The organism is Bifidobacterium pseudolongum subsp. pseudolongum DSM 20099, assembly GCF_000771225.1.
GTDB lineage: Bacteria > Actinomycetota > Actinomycetes > Actinomycetales > Bifidobacteriaceae > Bifidobacterium > Bifidobacterium pseudolongum.
In genome coordinates this window covers 170,002-192,051 of sequence record NZ_JDTZ01000005.1, presented here as the reverse complement: position 1 = coordinate 192,051, position 22,050 = coordinate 170,002, and the positions used below count along the sequence as shown (strand labels likewise).

Sequence of the window (22,050 nt, the reverse complement as noted above, 5' to 3'; positions counted from 1 at the left end):
CTCCTCCGCAGTTGTGTTGGCCGGCCGTTGCGAGCCCACAGCCCTAGTTCAGTTCAGTTGCACGCACATTGTATGCGCGGGGAATCGACAGTTGTGTTACACCGGCGCCTTTTGGGTCATGATGTGAGATTGGCGCGGGCCTGGGTCTCCCACTTTTTTGGCAACCCCCAAAAAAGTGCGGACCACAGCGCGCACAATTTGCATTGTGAACGTGAACATGCACCCACTTTTTGCATTACTCGCAAAAAGTGGGGGAGAGACTACATTGGGAACCATGCAGGAAGAAGTGAAGAGCGGCGCCACTGCCGTAGGAAAATACCATTCCCACTCTATTCCGCTCGACATGGAAGACATCGAGCGCGACTGGGACAAACCGATCGCCGACGCGGGGATCGCCGCCAAGGCGAGCGTGATCGTGCGCGTGGGCATGCTCGACCTGGGGGCGGGCACCGGCAGCTTCCGTGTGCGCGAAATGATGCACCGCATCGCCTACCCGCTCAACGTGCATGTGCGCGCCGACGTCAATCTCACCGACATCCAGGCCACATGCACGGACGGCAAGGACCGCATCACGGAGGTCGTCAATCTGCCGACGACAGGCGTGAACACCGAGCGCATCTGGCTGCTCGAGCATTTCGCGGACTGGTTCAGCGTGAACCTTGGCACCGGCTCGATGTACCACAGGGAGACGAAGGTCTCCGCGGGCCTCATGCAGCATCTCGACATGCGTGATGCGTCGCAGGTCTCCGCGGACATGGCGAAACAGCTGCGGGAGGAACGGCACCATGCGCATGTCGCGGAGCGCGCCGCCGCGTCCGACGCCGCCGTCGAGGATTACGAGGCCGCGCTCGCCGCGCATGGCTCAACCGATGGCGGCGGTGAAGTCAATGAGACCGTCATCGACGCGCTCGTCAAGGCGGCCGGCCGCGGCGATGACGCGAGCGAACGCGCCGAACAGCTGGATCTGCCGCGCGGCCAGCGGGGTCGCCGGCAAGCGCCGGCCGGCGAGCGCACACACACGAACCATGAGATCACCGTGCGCGACGTGCACAATCGGCTCGACATGATCGAACGACGCAAACCGTTGTATTCGCCGGCGCTTTCCGGCCTTGCGTCGGCGTGCGCGTGCGCGTCCTTCGTGTTTCTGCTCGGCGGTGCGCCGTATGACATGATCGGCGCGTTCGTCGGTGCCGGACTCGGCCAGTGGCTGCGGCGCCGTCTGTTCGCGCACCATCTCAATCAGTTTTTCGTGACCTTCGTGTGCGTGGCCGTGGCCGCGTTCGCGTGCGTGGGCACATTGCGCCTCATCGGCCTGTTCAATCCCGTCGCGCTGCAGCATGACACGGCGTACATCGGCGCGATGCTGTTCGTCATCCCCGGCTTCCCGCTTATCACGGGCGGGCTCGACATGGCGAAGATCGATTTCCCCTCGGGCATGCAACGGGTGATGTACGTGTTGTGCATCATCCTGATGGCCACGCTCGCGGGGTGGATGATCGCATCCCTCGTGCATCTCAACCCGCAGGGGTTCGAATCCCCGCAGCTCGACCCGTGGGTGAACGGCGCCCTGCGCGCGTTGTTCGCGTTCGTCGGTGTCTGGGGCTTCTCGATGATGTTCAATTCACCGCAGCGCATGTGCCTTGTGGCGGCCACGATCGGCATGATCACCGACACCCTGCGGCTTGAACTCGTGGATTACGGGCTGGCCCCGGAGGCCGGCGCATTCGTCGGCGCGATGCTCGCCGGCCTGCTCGCGTCCGCGTGGCGCTCCGCGGTGCGGCATCGCCTGCTGCCGCCGCATTTGGGCTACCCGCGCATCTGCCTGACCGTGCCGTCGATCGTGATCATGGTGCCCGGCATGTATATGTACCAGGCGATGTTCCACCTTGGGCAGTTCGAGACCCTGCTCGCGCTCGACTGGGCGTTCCGCGCGTTCATGGTGATCATCTGCCTGCCGATCGGCTTGGCGATGGCGCGTGTGATCACCGACAAATCATGGCGCTATGACGTGTGATCAGCGGTCGTAGCGCATACCCATCGCCTCGCGCACCTCGTCGAGCGTCTCGTTCGCGATCGCGTTCGCGCGGCGGTTGCCGTCGTGCAGGATGTCGCGGATCGTGTCCATGTCTTTCGCCAGTTCCGCGCGGCGCTCGCGGTGCGGGGCAAGGAACTCGTTCACGGACTCGGTCACATACGTCTTGAGCGCGCCGCCACCGCCGTTGCCGATCTCCTCGGCGATTTCCGCGGGGTCGCGCCCCGTCACGAGGCCGGCGGTGGTGAGCAGCGCCGCCACCTGCGGGCGGTTTTCCGGATCGAAGGTGATGTTGCGGTCGGAATCGGTTGGGCTCTTCTTGATGAGCTTGGCGGTCTCTTCGGCCGTGGCACCGAGCATGATCGAGTTGCCGTAGGACTTGCTCATTTTGCGGCCGTCGAGGCCCGGGATCTCCGGGGCGTCGGAGAGGATCGCGGCCGGCTCCGGGAAGATCGGGTTCTTCTTCGCATAACGCTCGTTGAAGCGGCGCGCGATCGTGCGCGTGATCTCGACGTGCGGCAGGTTGTCTTTGCCGATCGGCACCACGTTCGCCTTGCAGAACAGGATGTCGCACGCCTGGTGCACCGGGTAGGTGAGCAGCAGGCCGGTAAGCGCGTGGCCCGACGATTCCATCTCGGATTTGACGGTGGGGTTGCGGTGCAGCTCCGCCTCGGTGACAAGCGAGAGGAACGGCAGCATGAGCTGGTTCTCGGCGGGGATCGCGGAGTGCGTGAAGATCATCGTGCGCTCCGGGTCGATACCGGCGGCCATGTAGTCGATCACGAGGTTGAGCACATTGTCGTCGATATGCTCGGTCGTGTCACGGTCGGTGATCACCTGATAGTCGGCGATGATGATGTTCGTGTTGACGCCGCGGTTCTGCATGGCCACACGCTCTTTGATCGAACCGAAGAAGTGGCCCAGATGCAGGCGGCCGGTCGGGCGGTCGCCGGTGAGCATGGTGAATGCGCCAGGGTTCTCCTCGAGTTTCGCGAGCGTTTCGTCCGAGCGTTTCTTCGCTGCGAGGAAACTCGCGCTCATCTCATTGCCTGCGGCGGTCAGTCGCGCCTCGTGTGCTTCAGCCATGCTCTTCAACGTCCTTATGCCAAGAAAAAACGGGAAATCGTAGTGGTCTCATCGTAGAAATCTGAGCAGACAACAACACAAGTCATAATAAGTGGTACTCTCTTATGTGATGAATCGATAGCAAACAGTTAATCCCAGGGGGTCAGATGGGCCGCGGACGTCAGAAAGCCAAGCAGCAGAAGATAGCTAGGAAGCTCAAATACCTGACCACTGACACGGATTATGACGAGCTTGCCAAGGAGTTGGGCGCGCACGAGCCCGGTACCGGTTCATATGACCCGTTCGCCGCCGTCGAAGACGAGTATGCGCACGGTGTGCAGCAGGACGAGGCCGAGCATGAGGTCACCGAGACCGAAGACGACCTCGACGAGTACGCCAAGTGGGCGGCCGAAGCGGCGGCGAAAGCCACGAGCGGGGAGATGCCGGTCACTCCGGCCCCCAAACCACGCAAGCCGATTCCGATGCCAGTGCCGGACACATTCAAGCATGCCGGCCATACGGACCCTCAATGAGCGGGGGCCGTGGGCCGAGTCGATGCGATTGATATAGGCGCATGTGGGTGTGCACGAACCCAGCGGTGGTTCGTGCACACCCACATGCATATATGATGTTGTCCGTCACCCGAGCGGCAGCAGCGCGGAAAGGTCGTCGCGCTCGCCGACCGCCGAGATATGCCCGGCTTCGCGCTCTTCTGCCCATGTGGTGATGCCGCCCGCTACGCGCAGCCAGACATCCGGGTCGAGTTCGATCACATCGGGCGGGGTGAGGTTGTGCGGATCGCTCGCCGGGCCGTCAAGGATCTTGATCGCGCCCCACGGCGCCACGCGCACTTCCACGCCGGGGCCGGGGGCCTTGAGTTCGAGCATGTGCAGCGAGTACCGTACGGCGAGCGCCATCGTAGGGCGCGGCAGCCGCGGGGCGATGTCTGTGCGCGGGGCGGTGCCTTCGAGCGCGCGCGCGGCGGCGCACCAGTCGTCGAACGCCTGCATGCCCGTGGTGATGTCTGTTTTGCGAATGACTGCCATGGGGTCATTGTGCGCGCGGGCATGGATTGTTGGGGGGCCTGAGCGCGCGTGGTACCGTTGTATATGACGCGCATTGTGGCGCAATGCAAGGTCGCTCGTCCCGCAATGCGGACTGGTGTGCGCATGGGGTGGGTTTGCTGCGGGCTTATGCTATGATTTTGAGTTTGAGAACGTATGCATATCGGGAGTGACCGTCTGGAAAACGAACAAGACAAGAGCAGGTCCATTCCAGTGTGCGTTCACAGAAAAATGACATGTTCAGAGGAGTCATAGATATGACCGAACTTACGGCACCGAAGTCCTCGGTAACCGCGGCGCAGTTCGCGGACGAAATCCGTAATGAGCTTAAGTACACGCAGGGCGTCACGCCCGAACAGGCCAAGCCGGCAGACGTGTACGTCGCGGCGGCGACCGCCGTGCGCAAACACCTGATGGATTCCTGGATGAAGACCCAGCAGGACATGGTCAACGGCAACACCAAGGCCGTTGGTTACCTGTCCGCGGAGTTCCTGATGGGCAAGCAGCTGCGCAACGCGCTGCTGAACTCCGGCCTGACCGAGCAGTTCGAAGCCGCGGTCAAGGAACTCGGTTTCGACCCGCAGCAGGTGACCGACGCCGAGTACGAGCCGGGCCTGGGCAATGGCGGCCTCGGCCGTCTCGCCGCGTGCTTCATCGATTCGCTCGCTTCGCTGGGTGTGCCGGCATTCGGCTACGGCATCCAGTACCGCTACGGCATCTTCCGTCAGGAATTCGATGAGGAAGGCCGTCAGGTCGAGCGTCCGGATTACTGGCTGGCCAACGAAGACCCGTGGGGCCACATCGACTATGAGCGCGACCAGCGCGTGAGCTTCGGTGGCGAGGTCGTCGAGGAGGACGGCAAGCGCGTGTGGAAGCCGGCTTGGTCGGTCCGCGCCATCCCGGTCGACTACATGGTTCCGGGCTACGAGTCCGGCCGTGTCAACACGCTGCGCCTGTGGCAGGCCCGCAGCTACGACGAGTTCGACCTGCTCACCTTCAACAAGTCCGAGTACCTCGACGCCGTCAAGCCGCAGGTCAAGGCCGAGAACATCTCCAAGATCCTGTACCCGGAGGATTCCACCGAGGTCGGCAAGGAGCTGCGTCTCGAGCAGCAGTACTTCTTCGCGAGCGCTTCGATTCACGACGCGATCCGCGTGTTCTACCCGAACCAGGACAAGCCGGACCTGACCACGTTCCCGGACAAGATCTGCTTCCAGCTCAACGACACCCACCCGGTGATCGGCATTCCGGAGCTCATGCGCATCCTGCTCGACGAGTACGGCTACGATTGGGACACCGCGTGGAACATCACCACCAAGACCTTCAACTACACCTGCCACACGCTGCTGCCTGAGGCGCTCGAGGTCTGGCCGGTCGCCCTCATCTCCAAGCTGCTGCCGCGCCACATGGAGATCATCAACAAGATCAACGACCAGTTCATGCACGAACTCGAAGAGATGACCGACGACGAGGCCAAGGTCGAGCGCATGCGCATCGTGACCGACGGCGAGAACCCGTCGGTGCGCATGGCGTACCTCGCTTCGTACGCCGGCGAGCACGTCAACGGCGTGGCCGAGCTGCACTCGCAGCTGCTCAAGGACGTGACACTGCGCGACTTCTCGGACCTGTTCCCGAAGAAGTTCACCAACGTGACCAACGGCGTGACCCCCCGCCGCTTCATGAAGCTCGCGAACCCGGGCCTTTCGGACCTCATCACCGAGGGCCTCGGCACCGACAAGTGGCTCGAGGACCTCGAGCTGCTCAAGAACCTCGAGCCACTCGCCCAGGACGACGAGTTCGTGAAGAAGTTCGCGCAGGTCAAGTACGACAACAAGATCAAGTTCGCCGACTTCGCCAAGCGTGAGTATGGCTTCGACATCGACTCGACCACGATGTTCGACACGATGATCAAGCGCCTCCACGAGTACAAGCGTCAGGCACTGAAGATCCTCGAGGTCATCGCCACCTACGCCGACATCAAGAGCGGCAAGGTCAAGATCGAAGACGTGACCCCGCGCACCGTGATCTTCGGCGCCAAGGCGGCCCCGGGCTACTATCTGGCCAAGATGACGATCCAGCTCATCAACAACGTGGCCAAGGTCGTCAACAACGATCCGGACGTCATGGGCAAGCTCAAGGTCGTGTTCCCGTGGAACTACAACATCCGCGTGGCCCAGTACCTGATCCCGGCGACCGAGCTCGACGAGCAGATCTCGCAGGCCGGCAAGGAAGCCTCCGGTACCTCCAACATGAAGTTCGCCCTCAACGGCGCGCTCACCGTCGGCACGCTCGACGGCGCGAACGTCGAGATCCGCGAGCGCGTTGGCGCCGACAACTTCTTCCTCTTCGGCATGACCGTCGACGAGGTCGAGAAGATGTACGCCGACGGCTATGATCCGGCGAAGTACTACGAGGCTGACCCGCGCCTGAAGGCCGCGATCGACATGGTCGCCAAGGGTGCGTTCTCGGACGGCGACGAAGAGACCTACGCGCCGCTCGTCTCCGACTGGCTGACGAAGGATTGGTTCATGACGCTCGCCGACTTCACGGCGTACCACGACATCCAGTCCGAGATCGAGACCCTCTACGGCGATCAGCTCGAGTGGAACCGCAAGGCGATCATCAACGTCGCCAACTCCGGTTACTTCAGCTCCGACCGCTCCATTGAGGATTACCTCGAGCGCGTGTGGATGACTGGCCCGCTCAAGTGAGCCGTGCGCATTAGCGACTGAGAAAAGACGCCCCGGGTTTGTAAGCCCGGGGCGTCTTCTTATGTGGCGGCACGAGCACTGCCCGTAATTAGGAGGGAATGGGCGGGGTACAGTGGGGTGGGTGGTCCATGGGGCATGAAAAAGCGCATCCCAAAGGATGCGCCCTTGATTGTATGATTGGCCGCTTATCGGCGGTCGAAGCGTGCGCCCTGCGGATCGCTCTGCTTGGCGAAGAGCACGATCGCGGTCACCGCGCCGCCGAGCACGATCAGTGCGCCGATCAGCATGCCAACCACGCCGCCGCCGAGTCCGCTGCTGCTGCCGCTCAGGCCCGACGCCACGGTGCCGACCATCGAGAAAGAGATCACCATGGCACCCACTACCTCAATGCCGTAGGGGAGCGCGACCCAGCCGCCCGGCAGGTTCGCGTCGTGCACACGGCGCACGGCGAGCGCGATCTGCGGCACGAGTATGGCGAGGCCCCAGATCGCGCTCAGCACGTTGAAGAAGCTGGACGCGCGGGTGAGCAGGTTGAACACGAAGGAGACGAGGAAGAGGAACAACATGACCCACCAGAATTCACCCCGCGAGGCGCGGCCCGAGAACGTGGCGTACTTGGTGAAGAAACGCTTGATCGCGTTCAGGAAGTCGATGCCATACCACAGCATGTTGATCGGCGGTTCAGCCGCAGGGGCGCCGCCGTAAGCAGGTGCGTTGAATGCCGCGGCGTTCGGATCCACCGACGCGCTGTACGCGGGTGCGCTGAACGTCGCTGCAGACGGGTCTGCGGGCGCACCGTACGCCGGCGACGAGTTCGGTGCAGGCGTGCTCGTCTCCGTGAACGTGACGGACTCACCGTAGAGAACCGGCGCGGGTTCGTTCGGCTGCGGCGCCCGCGGCGCGCTGCCTGCAGGATTCGCGGAGTCGTACACGGGGGTCGGCTCCTGGGGCGCTTGCGGGTCAGGCGTGGCAAACGGGTCGGTCCTGATTGGCTCTCCTTGGTGTCAGTGTTGTACAGTGCCGCTAACGTTTGCAAACAGCGATGATCGCAACACAGCAATATGGTGGTTCTGAGTATATGGCACACTGATTTTCGCGGCAATTCGGTGTCCGAAAACGGTTGCATCGCCGTGGCATGTCGACGTCCTTGTCGCCGCATGTGCGGGCAATGCGAAAGGCCGCACCACAGCGGTGCGGCCTTCATGCTGGGGCGTTGGCGCTATGCGCCACCCCAATCAGTATCCGAACCATCAGGCGGCGTCTGCGGCAGGGGCGTCGGCCTTGTTCCGGTCGTCTTCCGTCTTGCCTTTCGCGAGCGTCAGATCAACGGGGGAAGAGCTGTTCTCCCACGGTTCCTCCCACGGATCGTAATCTGGGTTCTGCTGCTTGTAGACGTAGACGCCCACGACTGCGGCGAGCAGGGCGCCGAAGAGCAGCGCGAAGAACTTCCAACCGTTTGAAGACTTATGATTCTCCATGACGGCTCCTTTCCATGTTGGCGTTGACCGGTGTCCCCAGCCAACTCTGCTCTCCATCATAAAGCCAAGGCCGCATCTGTGCGACCGCATTGTGCTGATGGCAAGTCGGGTTCGGCTGGCATGTACACCCGCCTTCCAGCTTACCCCATCCGCGCGCGGGAACCGGTCGGGCTGTGCGCATTGGTAGGGTGGCGGGTATGGCACATCAACGTTTCAGTCTGTTCCCCGATTCCCCCCGTATGCGGCAGGTGTTTTCCGCGCGATCCATCTGCACCCGCTGGCGCAACAACGACCCCGTGGCGACCGTTGCGATCATGCTGGTGTGCATCGCGCTGTGGATCGTGGAGCTGCTGCTGAGTTTCCTGGCGCCGCAGCTGCTCAACGGACTGCTGCAGTTCGGCATGTTCCAGCCGGCTTCCGCGTTCCGCGAGCCGTGGACGTTCATCACGTCGATGTTTCTGCACGAACCACGGTCGATATTCCATATCCTGTTCAACATGCTCACATTATGGGCGGTTGGGCCGTTCCTCGAACGCCTCATGGGGCACTGGGCGTATCTGGTGCTGTATGCCGTCTCGGGCATCGGCGGCGGCATGGGCATGATGGTGTGGGCCGCGTTGAGTGGCAACCAGTTCAACTGGCTCACCGCGTCGTATGGCGCGTCGGGCGCGCTGTTCGGTCTGTTCGCCGCGTGTCTCGTGGTCTACCGCAAGGTGGGCGAGGACCTGCGCTCGATGCTCATTTGGATGGGCATCAACTTCCTGATGCCGCTCATCACGCCGAACATCGCCTGGCAGGCGCATCTGGGCGGATTCGTCGTGGGTGGTCTGCTCACGCTGCTCACAATCGACGGCGTGCCCGCGCTGCGGCGCAAATCGACGCTTGTGCGCATCGGCATATATGGCGGTGTGTTCGTGGGGATCATGGTGGTGATGTTCGCATTCTGCAACGCGGGGAATCCGGCGTTGCAGAATGCGGTCTGGACCGCCAATCTGGGGTGAATGATGCAATGTGAAGGAATTACACGCATGTAGTTATCCACAGATGTGGAAAACTGTGTGGATAAGTCGGGGATATCGTGAGGATTCAGGCAAAAGTTATCCACAGGATAATCCACAAATGTTGATATCTCTATGGTTTTCCACTTGTGGACAATGTGGACAGAAGTTATCCACATTACTGAGAATCGGCGGAATTCCAAGTATAATTAGGGATTCTCAATACAGTGAATCCCATATATAGTGGCAATTCAGTTATCCACATTTCACGTTATGTCAGAAGACATGCTGGCCCTGTGTATATGGCGTCCGTCTGCCCCAGCCAGGCGGACGCCATGCTATGTGGCTCTCCGTATGACGTTCGTCTGGGAATGATGCTGGGAATGATGTTCCTACAATGGTGCTATGCCGAACCATATCCCCCGTGATGCCGCGCCGCACGCGAGCGACATCGCGCGAATCCACATATCCGAGACCACGCGCGCGTTCATCGACACGCATGCCGGCGAGGACCCTCACGACCTCGCCCTGCACGCCAAACGCGGCGAGCCGGGGCTCGACCTGCCGTTCGCGCTCGACCAGATCGCCGGACGGCGCATCGCACGTACCAAACTGCCCGCGTGGGCGGCGTGCAGCGGTGTGGTCTACCCCGCGCATGTGCCGATGGAGCAGTGCTCGTCGCAGTTCACCGCGCGCACCAAGGCCCGGTTGGCCTGTGAGCTCATCGCCGGCCTGCCGCACCCCACGCGGCTTGTGGACTTGACGGGCGGCTTGGGCGTGGATTTCTGGGCGCTCGCGCAGCAGTTCGACGAGGCGGTGTATGTGGAACGCCAGCCGCAGCTGTGCGCGCTCGCCGCACACAACCTGCACGCGCTCGGCGTGCGCAACGTGCGCGTGGAGTGCGCCGACGGCGTGGAGTTCCTGCGCGCCATGCCGCCCGCCAGCATGATCTATGTGGACCCCGCGCGCCGCGATGCACACGGATCGCGCACCTATGCGATCGAGGACTGCACGCCGGACGTGCTCGCCCTGCGCGGCGAACTGCTCGCCAAGGCGCCGGTGGTGATGGTCAAACTCTCGCCGATGCTCGACTGGCGCAAGACGGTCGAGGACTTCGGCGGGGCGGTGCAGCGCGTGGCCGTGGTCTCCACGGGCAACGAGTGCAAGGAGCTGCTACTCATGCTCACGCGCGCGCCGCATGATGATGTGCGCGTGGATTGCATCAATGACGGCGATACGGTGACATTCACCACCGCCGAGGACCAGCGGCCGTCGATCGCGCCGGCCGGGTCAATCGAGCGGATGCGCTATTTGGTGGAGCCGAACGCGTCGATCATGAAGGCGGGTGCGTTCGCCGCACTGCAACGGCAATGCCCCGGCCTTGCGCAGATCGGCCCGAACAGCCACCTGTTCGTGGGCGAACAGCCGGTGGGGGCGGTGCCCGGGCGCGCGTTCGAGATCGCACGCACAGGCGGCATGGGCAAGCGCGAACTCAAAGCGCTGCTGGAAGGCGTGACGCACGCGAACATCACCGTGCGCAATTTCCCGCTCACCGCGCCGCAGCTGCGCAGGAGACTCAAACTCAAAGACGGTGGCAGCAACTATCTGTTCGCCACAACGGACGCGGGCGGGCGCCATGTGCTGATCCTCGCGCACAAAGCCCCGCCCGCAACCACATGAATATGGGGGCGCTCAGCGCCAGCCCACGGTCATCAGGAACCCGACCAGGATGAAGCCGAACGCGATGGCGAGGTTCCAGAAGCCGATGCCCGGAATCGGGTAGGTGTTGTTGGTCAGGTAGAACACCACGGCCCAGACGAGGCCGATCACCATGAGCGTGCAGAACAGCGGCACATACCAGCTCGGGTTGGCCTTGGTGCCCTTGATGCTCTCTTCGACACGCTTGGAGTTCTCCTTCTGGCGCTGCATCATGCGGCGCATCTGCGGGGTCAGCTGGGATTCGTCCACCGTGGAATCGAGCACACTCTGGATCTTGCCGAGCGGAATCTCGTCGTTCTCCACATAGGTGGCGGCCTCGGCCAGCGTGGGGTGGTCGTCGTGCGCGCCCTTGCCCTGATCGGCAGTGGTTGGCTCGGCTTCCTCCACCGTCACGCTCGCCTCAACCTCAGTCTGGCCATCCGTGGGTGTTGTGTGCAGCTCTTCGTCAGCCATTTGTCTTATCTCCTTTAATAGGCTACTGGTTATCATAGTGGTTGCACTCGAAACGCGAAGTCCACAACGGCCATTTGAGCAAAATCACCATATTTCGGAGGCGGCATGGCGAAGCGTACACCCAAGCACGGCACACGGAAAACACTGATCGGCAGTATTTCCGTGTTCCTGGTGATCATATTCGCGGGCTTTCTGCTCGTCACCAACATGCGCGTCAACCGCACGACCACGGTCTCATCCGACGCCGCGGAACTCGTGGAGAACCGTGTGAAACAGGCCGACAGGCTGCAGCAGGAGGTCAATGAGCTCAGTGCGCAGGTGGGCGCCCTGAGCGCGCAGGAGGACAGCCGCAAGTCCACGGCGAGCGAGAACGCAGGCTCGAGCACGATGCTCCCGGCGGTGGAGGGTCCCGGTATCACCGTGACGCTCAACGATTCGTCGATGTGGCAAAGCGTGGCCGACACCGCAGGCTCAAGTGTGGACTGGGACAAATACGTGGTGCACCAGCAGGATGTGGAGGCCGTGGTCAACGCGCTGTGGGCCGGGGGCGCTGAATCGATGGAAGTGATGGGGCAACGCCTGCTGCCCACGTCCGCGGTGATCTGCTCGGGCAATGTGCTGCTGCTGCAGGGCAAGAAGTATTCGCCGCCGTTCACGATCTCCGCGATCGGCCCGCCCGAACTGATGAAGTACGCGCTCGACAATTCGCAGGCCGTGCAGATTTACAAACAGTATGTGGGCGCGTTCGGCCTGGGGTACGAGGTCAAGGACGAAGAGCGCCTGGAATTCGCGGGCACACCGCTGCTGCTGCAGCCGCTGCAGTACGCGCGCGTGGATGAGTAGTCCCGTACATCAACAGGGAGATACACGAGGGGAATCATGAAACACAGCCAGCAATCCGCGCCCGCGCCGCGCCACAGCGTCTCGCGGTCGATTGTCACAATCATCGCCGAGGTCCTGCTCACCTTCGCCGCGATCTGCGGCCTGTACGTCGCATGGATGCAGTGGTGGACGGGCGTGGAATCCGCGCATGTGCAGGAAGAGACGCGCCAACAGGTCGCCTGGGCGCAGCCCGACGCCGGCGGCGCGCTCACAATCGCGCAGCCGCAGCAAGGCGAGCCGCCTGTGCAACCCGAATCCGCGCGCGCGGGCGAGCTGATGGCGCGCGTGTACATTCCGCGCTTCGGCGACCAGTGGGAGCGCAACCTGGTGCAGGGCACGTCGCTCGTGGAACTCAACCAGCACGGGCTGGGGCATTACGAGATCTCGCAGATGCCCGGCCAAGTGGGCAATTTCGCGATCGCCGGCCACCGCAACGGCTACGGCCAGCCGCTCGGCGACGTGGACCGGCTGCAGCCGGGCGACGCGATCGTGATCCGCTCGCAGGACTACTGGTACGTCTACCAATACACGAACTACACAATCGTGACCCCGGACGACGGTTCGGTGATCGGGCCGAACCCCGAACACCCGGGCGAAGCGCCGACCAAGCGCATGATCACGATGACCACATGCGAGCCGAAATACACGACGCCCACGCACCGCTGGATCAGCTTCGGCGAACTCGCATACTGGGCCAAGGTGGCCGACGGCATTCCGCAGGAGCTCGCCAAGGAGGGCCCCGACGGCGCCGTGCAGTTCGTGAACAACGAGAAACAGTCGTTCTTCACATCGATCGGCTCGCTCGCGCCGTACGTGTGGGGCGCGCTCGCCGTCTACGCGCTCGTGTTCGCGGCCGCCGCCGTCGCATGGCGCTGGCCGGCGCTGCGTGCGATCCGAGAAGGCCGCACGCCGCTGCCCGACGCCGACATCTACGGCTGGCTGCTGCGCCACCAGCCGGGCGCCGCGCCGGTGCGCTGGCTGCTCGTGCTGCTGCTCGTGTTCGCCGCGGTGTGCGCGCTGTTCCAGTGGGGATTCCCGTGGGCCGCCGGCAATATCGAGTTCCTCAAACAGATGTCGAATTACGTGACGATCTGACGACCAGACAAGAGAGAGCCCTAAGATGAATGCTATGGAACAGGCCAACGACCACACCACCGGAGCCGCGGATGACGCCGCGCGCATCCTTGTGATAGACAATTACGATTCGTTTGTATACACGATTGTCGGGTATCTGAAGACCTTGGGCGCCGAGGTGACCGTGGTGCGCAACGACGCCTTCGACGTGCAGGCGGACGGCGCGCTCGACGGCTATGACGGCGTGCTGATCTCGCCCGGCCCTGGTGCGCCCGCCGACTCCGGCGTGAGCGAAGACGTGATCCGGCTGTGCGCGCGCGAACGCAAGCCGATGTTCGGCGTGTGCCTGGGCATGCAGGCGCTCGCCGAGGTGTTCGGCTGCACGGTGAGCCACGCGCCGACGATCATGCACGGCAAGACGAGCCTTGTGGAGCATGTGGACGACGAGATCTTCGCGGGCGTGGCGAACCCGATGGTCGTCACACGCTACCATTCGCTCGCCGTGGAGCCGCAGTCGGTGACGGGCGAGCTCGAGGTGACCGCGTGGACGGTGGACGACCACATCGTGCAGGCCATCCGCCATCGCGAACTGCCGATGGTCGCCGTGCAGTTCCACCCCGAATCGGTGATGACGCAGGACGGCTACCGTGTGTTCGCCAACTGGCTCGCTGAGTGCGGCCAGGAGAGCGCAGTGGAGCGCAGCATCGGCCTGCAGCCCAAGATCGTGCGCTGACAGACGGATTCGTCCGGGGTCCGCGAATGCGGCCCGATGTGATTGCGGGGCGTGTGCAGTGTGCACACGCCCCGCAATCACAGTGTTGGCAGCCCCAACGGATCAGTGGCCGTTGTTGTTGCCCGAGTCGCCGTTGTTGTCGTTGCCGCTGTTTGAGCTGCTTTCGCTCGGGCTTGGGCTCGGTTTGTCCGGCGCCTTCGTCTTCACCGTGACCTCGGAGCCCTTGTCGACGCTTTCGCCGGCGTTCGGCGAGAACGAGTCCACCGTGGCGTCATCGCTCGAGTTGCTGCCGTCGACGAGCTTGAGTGTCAGTCCGGCGTTCTGCAGCGCCTGCTTGGCCTCGCTGAGTGTCATGCCGTTCAGGCTTGGCACCTGCACCTTCTCCTTGCCGGTGGAGACCCAGATCGTGACGACGCTGCCTTGCGTGACCGACGCGCCCTGGTCGGGGTCGAGCCTGATCACCGAACCGCTCGGCACGGTGTCGGAGGCCTCGGTGAGCACCGTGGTCGTCAGGTGCATGTCGGTGAGTTTCTTGACGGCGTCGTTCTGCGAGAGGCCGACGATGCCGTCCGGAATGCGAGTCATGCCCGACGAGACCCACAGGCTGATCGTAGAGCCCTTGGGTTGCGATGTGCCCGAAGCCGGGTCGGTGCGCGTGACGCAATCCTTCGTCACCGTGGCGCTGTCTTCGGTCTGCACGGCCGGGTTCACCTCGAACCCAGCCTCTTCGAGTGCCTCGCGCGCCATGTCCTGCGAATAGCCGGTCACGTCGGGCACCTTGATCGAGCGCGGGCCCGTGGAGAACCACACGTTGACCGTGCTGCCCTTCTGCACGCTCTTGCCGCCCGCTGGGTCCTGTTTGGTGAACATGCCTTCGGGCTTCGACGAATCGGTGTCCTGCTTGATGCTCGCGCGCAGGCCCAGGTCCTCGAGCTGCTTGCGTGCGCGCGCCTCGGTCGTGCTTTCGCCGAACGTCGGCACGGTCACGAACTGCGGCTCGTTGCGCTTGTGGTTCCACACGAGGAATCCGGAGAGCAGGCCGAGCACCACGAGCACGCCGATGATCGACCATGCGATCGCGACGTTCTTCTTATGCTTCTTCTGCGCCATGGCCGCGCGTTGCTGCGCGCGCGTCGGCAGTTGCGTGCCCGTTGCGGGCGCGCCGACCTGCTCGAACTGCCCGGTGACCGGGTTGAACGCCTGCGTGGGCGCGCCCGGTTCGGTGACCGGCGACGTGTAGGGCACGGTGTTCGCGTTGTCTTCGGCCTGCTTGCGCGCCTTCATGTTGGTCAGGTCGGTGAGCGGGTTGAACGCGGCGGCCACCGGCATGCCGCCGTTCATGAACGCGAGGATGTCGTTTTTGAACTCCGTGGCCGTCGCGTAGCGGTTCTGGCGGTCCTTGGCCATGGCCTTCGCGCAGATCGAATCCCACATGACCGGCAGGCCGGGCACGATCGCACTCGGTTTGGTGGCCACTTCGGACACATGCTGGTAGGCGATCGCCACGGCGGAGTCGCCGGTGAACGGCGGCCGGCCGGTGAGCATCTCGTAGAGCACGCAGCCCGCGGAGTAGAGGTCGGAGCGCATGTCGACGCTTTCGCCGCGCGCCTGCTCGGGGGAGAGGTATTGCGCGGTGCCGACGACGCCCTGCGACTTGGTCATCGTGGTGGCCGAATCGTCGAGCGCGCGGGCGATGCCGAAGTCCATGACCTTGACCACGCCCTGCTCGGAGATCATGATGTTGCCGGGCTTGATGTCGCGGTGGATGATGCCCATGCGGTGCGAATACTCGAGCGCGGAGAGCAGGCCGATCATCACATGCTCGGTGTCGCGCTGCGACAGCGGGCCGTTCGCCTTGATGATGTCGCGCAGCGTCTGGCCCCTCACATACTCCATCACCAGATAGGGCAGGTGCTCGGTCTGGCCGTTGTCGAGTGTGACGACCTCTTCGCCTGAATCGTAGATGTTGACGATGTTCGGGTTGTTCATCTGCGCCACCGAGTGCGCCTCGCGGCGGAAGCGCGTCAGGAAGATCTCGTCGTGCGCAAGGTCGGGGCGCATGATCTTGATCGCCACGGTGCGGCCCAGGCGCGTGTCGAGTGCGACATGGACCTCGGCCATGCCGCCCCGCCCGATGAGCTGGCCCAGCTGGTAACGACCGCCGTCAAGAGTGGTTGGCATTGTGCTGCTCATTGCTGCTCCTTCGCTTGCAGGCGTGTGCCAGGTCGTAGAGTCGAATGGAAGAGTGATTGTGCGTGGTCCTCATCGGTCGTGCGCGGCAGCATGCCGGCCGGGTCGGTCGTGAGCGGGTCATGGTGCGGGGCGCTCACCACGCGGCGCGGCATGCGCGCGCTCGACGTGATCATCGTCGCGTCCGCAGCGCTTGTCTGCTGGTCGAGCAGACGGCGCTGGATGCGCGTGAGGATGCGCGCCACAGTCAGCGCGTCGTTCGGGCGGTCGAGCGGGTCCTTCGACAGCATCGACATCACGAATTGCGACAGTTGGAAGTCGACGCTCGCCGGCAGCGGCGGCACCGGGTTGTTCACATGCGCGGCCGCGATGTCGACTGGCGTGGCGCCGGTGAACGGGCGGTGCCCGCACAGGCCTTCGTACGCCACCACACCGAGCGAATAGATGTCGGACTGCGGCGTGGCGTGCTTGCCCTGCGCCTGCTCGGGCGAGATGTACTGCGCGGTGCCGACGACCATTCCGTCTTGCGTGATCTGCTCCTGGTTCGTGGAGTACGAGACGCCGAAATCGGTGATCTTGACCTCGCCGTTCTCGGAGACCATGATGTTCGCCGGCTTGACGTCGCGGTGGATCACGCCGTGCGAATGCGCCACGAACAGGCCGCGCGCCACCTGCACGAGGATCGGCAGCAGTTCGGTGGGGTCCATCGGGCCGTTGAGCTCGTGGAACAGGTCGGCGAGCGATTTGCTCGGCACGTATTCCATGATGAGGAACCCGATGCCGTCGTGCTCGTAATACTCGAACAGCGCAGCGATGTTGGGGTGCGCCAGATTCGCGGAATTGCGCGCCTCGGCACGCAGCCTGCGCAGTTTCGATTCCTGGTTCGTCGTGTCGGTGCGCAACGCCTTGATGGCCACCGGGCGCCCGAGCTGGATGTCGAACCCTTTCCACACTTCGCCCATGCCGCCTTGCGCGAGCCGCGAATCAAGGCGGTAACGGCGGTGAATCAGCTGTCCTTCAATGAGTCTCATTGCTTCAACGCCTCCTTCATTACTGCCGTCATGATTGGTCCTGCTGCAAATGATCCATATAAATCCACATTGTGTACGACGACCGCCACTGCGATCTTGGGGTTGTCCGCCGGCGCGAACCCGATCGTCCAGCCGTCGATCGAACTGTTGTCGACGCCGATCTGTGCGGTGCCGGTCTTCGCCGCCACGCGCACGCCGGGGATCTCGAGGTTCGGGTTGCCTTCCGTCACCACGGCCTCCATCGCCTCGGTCAGTTTCTTGGCGGTGTCTTCGCTGAACGCCGTGCTCATCACCTGCGGTTTCGTGTCCGGCAGCACCGAAAGGTCGCTGAACCGCACACGGTCCACGAGCGTGGGCTTCATGACCTTGCCCTTGTTGGCCACCGCCGCGGCCACCATGGCGTTCTGCAGCGGGGTGACGAGTGTGTCGCCCTGCCCGATCGAGGCGAGCGCGAGCTTGTCGCCGGCCACGTTCTGCGGGAAGCGCGAAGCCACGGCGCGCATCGGCAGGCCGGTCGAATCCGACCCGTCGATCGTGATCGTCGAATCGAAGCCGAGTTTCTTGGCCATGTCCGACACCGTCTCGTCGCCGAGCGCCACGCCGAGCTGCGCGAACGCGGTGTTCGACGAATATGCCATGGCGCTCTTGAGCGAGATCTTGCCGTCCGAGCCGTCGCCGAGCGACGACGAGTTCGTCAGCTCGGTCTGCGTGCCGGGCAGCGTGTAGGCGGAGCCGGCCGGGATCTGCGAATCGAGCTGGTATTTGCCTGATTCGAGCGCGGCGGCCGCCACCACGGTCTTGAACGTGGATCCGGGCGGGTAGAGCTGGCTCGTAGCGCGGTTGAGCATCGGGTTGGACTCGTCGTTCACCAGTTCGGTGTACGCCTTGCTCGCGGAACCGGTGTCATGCGTCGCCAACGCGTTGGGGTCGTAGCTCGGCGAGCTGACCATGGCCAGGATGCGGCCGGTGCTCGGTTCGATCGCCACGACGGAGCCGTCCTGGTCGCCGAGCTCCTGCGCCGCCACGGTCTGCAACGTGGTGTTGATCGACGTCTCGATCGAGGCGCCGCGGTTCTCCTCACCGGTGAACACGGCTTTGATCCGCTGCCAGAACAGGGCGTTCGATTCACCCGTCAGCAGGTCGTTCTCGGAGGCTTCGATGCCACGGTCGGCGTTCTGCGTGACCGAGAAATACCCGGTGACCGGTGCATAGAGCGCGCCGTTCGCGTACGAGCGCTGGTACGAGAACGCGTCGTTGACGGGGTCCGATTTGGCGAGCACGGTGCCGTCGGAGGCGAGGATCGCGCCACGCGGCGCCCCGTACATGTGGTAGAGCGAACGCGTGTTGCGCGCGTCGTGCGAAAGCGAGTTCGACTGCACGGTCATGATGATCGACGACGAGATGCCGAGCACCACGAACAGCACGAGCACAGCGGTGAACAGCTGCCTCAGGCTCTTGTTCATGATTCGTCACCTCCCGTGGTGGCGTCGGTGGAACGCAGCGGCGCCACCACCTCGGTCGCCTCGCCGTCCTGCACGGGCGGCGCCGGCGGGGCCGCGTGCGCGCCATGCCGCGGGGCCAGCGGCACGACGGGCATGTCGGCGGTGTGGCCGGGCTCGTCCACCTGCGCCGTGGCCGTCGCGCCGCTGTGGCGCGACGTGTCTTTCTGCTGCTGGCGCTGCTGGAGCGCGGAAAGCGCCTCCATGCGGAACGTGTCGCTCATTGTGTCGACCTGCGGCTTGTTCGCGGCATTCGACATGATCACGAGCAGTGCGGCGAGCACATAATTCGCGATCAGTGACGAGCCGCCGGCCGCCATGTATGGCATCGTCAGGCCGGTCAGTGGAATGACGAGCGTGATGCCGCCGACCACGGTGAACACCTGGAACGCCATCGTGAACACGAGTCCCGAGGCGAGCAGTTTGCCGAAGCCGTCCTTGATCTTCATCGCCACGACCATACCGGCCGCGATGATGAGCAGGTAGAGCAGCAGGATCGCGAAAATGCCGACGAGGCCGAGCTCTTCGCCCGCGGAGGCGAAAATGAAATCGGAGTTGGCGAGCGGAGTGATGGCCGGATGTCCCTGTCCCAGGCCGGTGCCGAACAGGCCGCCGGCGGCCAGGCCGAACAGGCCCTGCACAATCTGGCTCGACCCGCCCGGGTAGCGGTTGTAGATCACCGGGTCGAAGGGGTGCAGCCACGCTTCCACGCGGTAGCCGACGTGCGCGAAGATGCGCGCGGCCGCAATGCAGCCGATCGCGAAGGCGATGCCGCCGATCAGGATCCAGCTTGACCGCCCGGTGGCCACGTACAGCATCGCCACGAACATCGCGAAGAACATGAGCGAAGTGCCCAGGTCGTGCTGCGCGATCAGCACTCCCATCGAGGTGATCCACACGATGATGATCGGGCCGAGGTCCTTGAGGCGCGGCAATTGCAGGCCGAACACCTTCTTGCCGCCCACGGCCAGCTGGTCGCGGTGGTTGAACAGGTACGACGCGAAGAAGAACGCGAGGAACAGCTTGGCGAATTCGCCCGGCTGCAGCTGGTACGAGCCGATGCCAATCCAGATGCGCGCGCCGCCGATCTCGCGGCCCAGTCCGGGCACCATCGGCGAGAGCAGCAGCGCAAGGCCCACGACCATGCTCACATACGAAAAACGGCGCAGAATGCGGTAATCGCGTATGCACACGAACAGCACGTCGCAGCACACGAGCGCGATGCACATCCAAATCATCTGGCGGCTTGCCACGCGCGTGTCCGACTCCGCGTCGATGCGCGCGATCATGAGGATGCCCAGTGCGGTGAGCATGAACACGCACGCCATGATCGACTGGTTCGCATACGGCTGGAACCGGTAGATGAGAGCCCATGTGATGATGAACATGGCCGCCGTGGCGATCATCATCACGAGCACATTGCTCGGCAGCCCGCCGTCGATGCGCGCGAACATCTGGAAGAAGCCGAGCGCCGCGATCACGATGGCGAAGAGGATCTGCAGCAGGTAACGGATCTGGACTTTGGCCATCACGAATCCTCCTGCGAAGCCTTCTTGCTCGGGCTCGGACTGGAGCTGGAACCTGTGCTCGCGCTGGGGCTCGGCGACGGCGAGGATTTGCTCTTCCCGGCCTGCTCCTCAAGGCGCTTGCGCTCCTCTTCGGCCGCCTTCTTCTTGGCTTCCTGCTCCTGCTGCATCTGGTTGAACTGGTCTTCGATCAGGTCCACATGCGCCTGGGCGTCGCTGTAGCTGTCGGCGGGGATGCCCTGCTTGAGCTGGTTGCGCCACTGTTCGGGCAGCTCGCTGATGTGCATGGAGGTCTGCTCGATTGGGTGCGAAAGCTGCAGGCCGAAGATGTTCGTGGGCACACCTTGGTAGATCGCCACCTTGCCTTCGTCTGCGGCGAGGTAATACTGGTTCTGGCTCCACGCATAGGCGCCCCACGCGCCGCCACACAACGCCACAAGCACCACGACTGCCGTGATGACCGCGGCCACGCGCCCGTGGAAGCGCTTCGTGCGCGCCTGCTTCTTCTGGTCAAGCTGTTCCTGATGGATCGCCCGCGCCACTTCGGGGTCGTTCGGGTCGGCGCTGTAGTTGCCGTCCTGCTTCTGCACCACCGGGATTTCACCGGTGTCCGGCGTCGTGCGCTCGCCGGCCTCTTCACGCACATCCGACGGCTGGCCCACGGTCTGGTTCGGCTGCTCGTCCTCGCTGTCCGGGTGCGTTTTGCTCGACGCGATCAGCGCAGCGGCGCGTTCCGCCGGCGACGATGTGGAGATCAGCGGCGGCGCGGAGACGACCGGTTCATGGATGATGTCCGCCACCGCTTCGAGCGTCGCGCTCGCCGCGCCACCGACGATCGGCGTCTGGTGCGGCAGGTCGAAGCCGTCGGCGTTCAGCGCGAGTGTCGCGTCGGCGATCACCGCGCTCACATTGTCGGTGCTGCCGGCGCGCAATGCCATCGAGACGAGCTTTTGCGCGCATTCCTCGGGGTCGGTGAAGTGCAGCATCGTCTCTTCGATCGTCGAATCCTCGAGCACGCCGCACAAGCCGTCGGAGCACAGCAGCAGGCGGTCGCCAGCGCGCGCCGTGCGGATCGAAATGTCTGGGCGCGCGTCGATGTCGAAGTCGCCGAGCACGCGCATCACCACATTGCGCTGCGGGTGGTTGCGTGCCTCGGATTGGCTGATGCGCTTGGTGTCGATGAGGTGCTGCACGTAGCTGTGGTCGTTCGTCAGGCGCATCAGGTGGCCGTCGCGCAATAGGTATGCGCGCGAATCGCCGATGTGCGCGAGCACCCAATAGTCGGCTACGAGCGTGATCGCGGTGATTGTGGTGCCCATGCCGGCGAGTTTGCGTTCGCGCTTCGCCTTGCCCACAATCGCGTCGTGCGCGGCCATCGCGGAAGTCTCCATGATCTGCGTGGCGCGCGCCACGTCGCCGTTCGGGGAATCCTGTTCGATGTGCGCGAGGGAACGGATCGCGATCGTCGAGGCGGTGTCGCCGCCCGCGTGGCCGCCCATGCCGTCGCAGACCGCCACCAGATGCGCGCCCGCGAATGTGGAGTCCTGGTTGTTCGACCGCACGGTGCCCACATCGGAGACGGTCGTCGAATACAT

At 63.8% G+C, this 22,050-nt stretch carries 18 protein-coding genes; 8 read left to right on the top strand and 10 right to left on the bottom strand.

Annotated elements, in window-relative coordinates; translation table 11 throughout:
* Window positions 1-274: 274 nt before the first annotated feature.
* Window positions 275-2,014, top strand: a complete 1,740-nt coding sequence (locus OU02_RS05490) for a threonine/serine exporter family protein (RefSeq protein WP_033489212.1) — start codon at window positions 275-277, stop codon at window positions 2,012-2,014.
* Here OU02_RS05490 and trpS read toward each other — a convergent pair whose 3' ends face one another.
* Complete coding sequence (trpS, locus tag OU02_RS05485) at window positions 2,015-3,118, bottom strand: tryptophan--tRNA ligase (protein WP_033489210.1); 1,104 nt, start codon at window positions 3,116-3,118, stop codon at window positions 2,015-2,017.
* 146 nt (window positions 3,119-3,264) lie between these two features.
* On the opposite strand from trpS, the gene OU02_RS05480 reads away from it, so the two are divergent.
* Window positions 3,265-3,630, top strand: a complete 366-nt coding sequence (locus OU02_RS05480) for a DUF3073 domain-containing protein (protein WP_033489209.1) — start codon at window positions 3,265-3,267, stop codon at window positions 3,628-3,630.
* A 105-nt stretch (window positions 3,631-3,735) separates the two neighbouring features.
* Here OU02_RS05480 and OU02_RS05475 read toward each other — a convergent pair whose 3' ends face one another.
* Window positions 3,736-4,143, bottom strand: coding sequence for a sterol carrier family protein (locus tag OU02_RS05475; RefSeq protein ID WP_033489208.1), 408 nt, complete (start codon window positions 4,141-4,143; stop codon window positions 3,736-3,738).
* A 275-nt stretch (window positions 4,144-4,418) separates the two neighbouring features.
* Between OU02_RS05475 and OU02_RS05470 the strand changes: the two genes are divergently transcribed.
* Window positions 4,419-6,872: a glycogen/starch/alpha-glucan phosphorylase gene (locus OU02_RS05470; protein WP_033489206.1), complete on the top strand. Its 2,454-nt coding sequence runs from the start codon at window positions 4,419-4,421 to the stop codon at window positions 6,870-6,872.
* A 185-nt stretch (window positions 6,873-7,057) separates the two neighbouring features.
* Here the strand turns inward: OU02_RS05470 and OU02_RS08330 are convergent, their stop codons facing one another.
* Window positions 7,058-7,804: a DUF805 domain-containing protein gene (locus OU02_RS08330; protein WP_051918338.1), complete on the bottom strand. Its 747-nt coding sequence runs from the start codon at window positions 7,802-7,804 to the stop codon at window positions 7,058-7,060.
* 318 nt (window positions 7,805-8,122) lie between these two features.
* Complete coding sequence (locus tag OU02_RS05460) at window positions 8,123-8,350, bottom strand: hypothetical protein (RefSeq protein WP_033489205.1); 228 nt, start codon at window positions 8,348-8,350, stop codon at window positions 8,123-8,125.
* A gap of 197 nt (window positions 8,351-8,547) precedes the next feature.
* Here OU02_RS05460 and OU02_RS05455 point away from each other — a divergent pair, with 197 nt between their 5' ends.
* Both OU02_RS05455 and OU02_RS05450 read left to right on the top strand, forming a co-directional pair.
* Window positions 8,548-9,351 (top strand): rhomboid family intramembrane serine protease, encoded by an 804-nt coding sequence (locus tag OU02_RS05455; RefSeq protein WP_033489204.1) that lies wholly within the window; start codon window positions 8,548-8,550, stop codon window positions 9,349-9,351.
* 456 nt (window positions 9,352-9,807) lie between these two features.
* Window positions 9,808-11,028, top strand: coding sequence for a THUMP-like domain-containing protein (locus tag OU02_RS05450; protein ID WP_033489358.1), 1,221 nt, complete (start codon window positions 9,808-9,810; stop codon window positions 11,026-11,028).
* Window positions 11,029-11,040: 12 nt separating this feature from the next.
* Here the strand turns inward: OU02_RS05450 and crgA are convergent, their stop codons facing one another.
* The gene (gene crgA, locus OU02_RS05445; protein WP_033489202.1) at window positions 11,041-11,520 is read right to left on the bottom strand and encodes a cell division protein CrgA; all 480 of its coding nucleotides are present in this window, start codon (window positions 11,518-11,520) and stop codon (window positions 11,041-11,043) included.
* Between the two features lie 105 nt (window positions 11,521-11,625).
* On the opposite strand from crgA, the gene OU02_RS05440 reads away from it, so the two are divergent.
* Genes OU02_RS05440 through OU02_RS05430 form a run of 3 tightly spaced genes read left to right on the top strand, consistent with a single transcriptional unit; the run spans window position 11,626 to window position 14,209 of the window.
* Window positions 11,626-12,363 (top strand): DUF881 domain-containing protein, encoded by a 738-nt coding sequence (locus OU02_RS05440; RefSeq protein WP_033489201.1) that lies wholly within the window; start codon window positions 11,626-11,628, stop codon window positions 12,361-12,363.
* Window positions 12,364-12,399: 36 nt separating this feature from the next.
* Window positions 12,400-13,497 carry a class E sortase gene (locus OU02_RS05435; RefSeq protein WP_033489199.1) on the top strand — a complete coding sequence of 366 codons (1,098 nt, stop codon included), beginning with the start codon at window positions 12,400-12,402 and terminating at the stop codon, window positions 13,495-13,497.
* 34 nt (window positions 13,498-13,531) lie between these two features.
* Window positions 13,532-14,209, top strand: coding sequence for an anthranilate synthase component II (locus OU02_RS05430; protein WP_051918340.1), 678 nt, complete (start codon window positions 13,532-13,534; stop codon window positions 14,207-14,209).
* 102 nt (window positions 14,210-14,311) lie between these two features.
* On the opposite strand, the gene pknB is transcribed toward OU02_RS05430, so the two are convergent.
* The 5 genes from pknB to OU02_RS05405 are packed head-to-tail and all read right to left on the bottom strand — an operon-like array spanning window position 14,312 to window position 22,050.
* The gene (pknB, locus tag OU02_RS05425) at window positions 14,312-16,402 is read right to left on the bottom strand and encodes a Stk1 family PASTA domain-containing Ser/Thr kinase (RefSeq protein WP_033489197.1); all 2,091 of its coding nucleotides are present in this window, start codon (window positions 16,400-16,402) and stop codon (window positions 14,312-14,314) included.
* The gene (locus OU02_RS05420; RefSeq protein ID WP_080720548.1) at window positions 16,399-17,430 is read right to left on the bottom strand and encodes a serine/threonine-protein kinase; all 1,032 of its coding nucleotides are present in this window, start codon (window positions 17,428-17,430) and stop codon (window positions 16,399-16,401) included. Before OU02_RS05420 ends, pknB begins: the two co-directional genes overlap by 4 nt.
* On the bottom strand, window positions 17,427-18,893 hold the full coding sequence (locus tag OU02_RS05415; RefSeq protein WP_033489195.1) for a peptidoglycan D,D-transpeptidase FtsI family protein: 1,467 nt from the start codon (window positions 18,891-18,893) through the stop codon (window positions 17,427-17,429). The genes OU02_RS05420 and OU02_RS05415 overlap by 4 nt, the downstream gene beginning before the upstream one ends.
* Entirely contained in the window at window positions 18,890-20,458 is a 1,569-nt protein-coding gene (locus tag OU02_RS05410) for an FtsW/RodA/SpoVE family cell cycle protein (protein ID WP_080720549.1), read from the bottom strand. Before OU02_RS05410 ends, OU02_RS05415 begins: the two co-directional genes overlap by 4 nt.
* Entirely contained in the window at window positions 20,458-22,050 is a 1,593-nt protein-coding gene (locus tag OU02_RS05405) for a PP2C family protein-serine/threonine phosphatase (RefSeq protein ID WP_051918371.1), read from the bottom strand. Before OU02_RS05405 ends, OU02_RS05410 begins: the two co-directional genes overlap by 1 nt.

What these genes read in the sequence shown, in the direction of transcription:
- OU02_RS05490 (WP_033489212.1), top strand. Translation starts at nt 275, where the DNA reads ATGCAGGAAGAAGTGAAGAGCGGCGCCACTGCCGTAGGAAAATACCAT.
- trpS (WP_033489210.1), bottom strand. Translation starts at nt 3,118, where the DNA reads ATGGCTGAAGCACACGAGGCGCGACTGACCGCCGCAGGCAATGAGATG.
- OU02_RS05480 (WP_033489209.1), top strand. Translation starts at nt 3,265, where the DNA reads ATGGGCCGCGGACGTCAGAAAGCCAAGCAGCAGAAGATAGCTAGGAAG.
- OU02_RS05475 (WP_033489208.1), bottom strand. Translation starts at nt 4,143, where the DNA reads ATGGCAGTCATTCGCAAAACAGACATCACCACGGGCATGCAGGCGTTC.
- OU02_RS05470 (WP_033489206.1), top strand. Translation starts at nt 4,419, where the DNA reads ATGACCGAACTTACGGCACCGAAGTCCTCGGTAACCGCGGCGCAGTTC.
- OU02_RS05460 (WP_033489205.1), bottom strand. Translation starts at nt 8,350, where the DNA reads ATGGAGAATCATAAGTCTTCAAACGGTTGGAAGTTCTTCGCGCTGCTC.
- OU02_RS05455 (WP_033489204.1), top strand. Translation starts at nt 8,548, where the DNA reads ATGGCACATCAACGTTTCAGTCTGTTCCCCGATTCCCCCCGTATGCGG.
- crgA (WP_033489202.1), bottom strand. Translation starts at nt 11,520, where the DNA reads ATGGCTGACGAAGAGCTGCACACAACACCCACGGATGGCCAGACTGAG.
- OU02_RS05440 (WP_033489201.1), top strand. Translation starts at nt 11,626, where the DNA reads ATGGCGAAGCGTACACCCAAGCACGGCACACGGAAAACACTGATCGGC.
- OU02_RS05435 (WP_033489199.1), top strand. Translation starts at nt 12,400, where the DNA reads ATGAAACACAGCCAGCAATCCGCGCCCGCGCCGCGCCACAGCGTCTCG.
- OU02_RS05430 (WP_051918340.1), top strand. Translation starts at nt 13,532, where the DNA reads ATGGAACAGGCCAACGACCACACCACCGGAGCCGCGGATGACGCCGCG.
- pknB (WP_033489197.1), bottom strand. Translation starts at nt 16,402, where the DNA reads ATGAGCAGCACAATGCCAACCACTCTTGACGGCGGTCGTTACCAGCTG.
- OU02_RS05420 (WP_080720548.1), bottom strand. Translation starts at nt 17,430, where the DNA reads ATGAGACTCATTGAAGGACAGCTGATTCACCGCCGTTACCGCCTTGAT.
- OU02_RS05415 (WP_033489195.1), bottom strand. Translation starts at nt 18,893, where the DNA reads ATGAACAAGAGCCTGAGGCAGCTGTTCACCGCTGTGCTCGTGCTGTTC.
- OU02_RS05410 (WP_080720549.1), bottom strand. Translation starts at nt 20,458, where the DNA reads ATGGCCAAAGTCCAGATCCGTTACCTGCTGCAGATCCTCTTCGCCATC.
- OU02_RS05405 (WP_051918371.1), bottom strand. Translation starts at nt 22,050, where the DNA reads ATGTATTCGACGACCGTCTCCGATGTGGGCACCGTGCGGTCGAACAAC.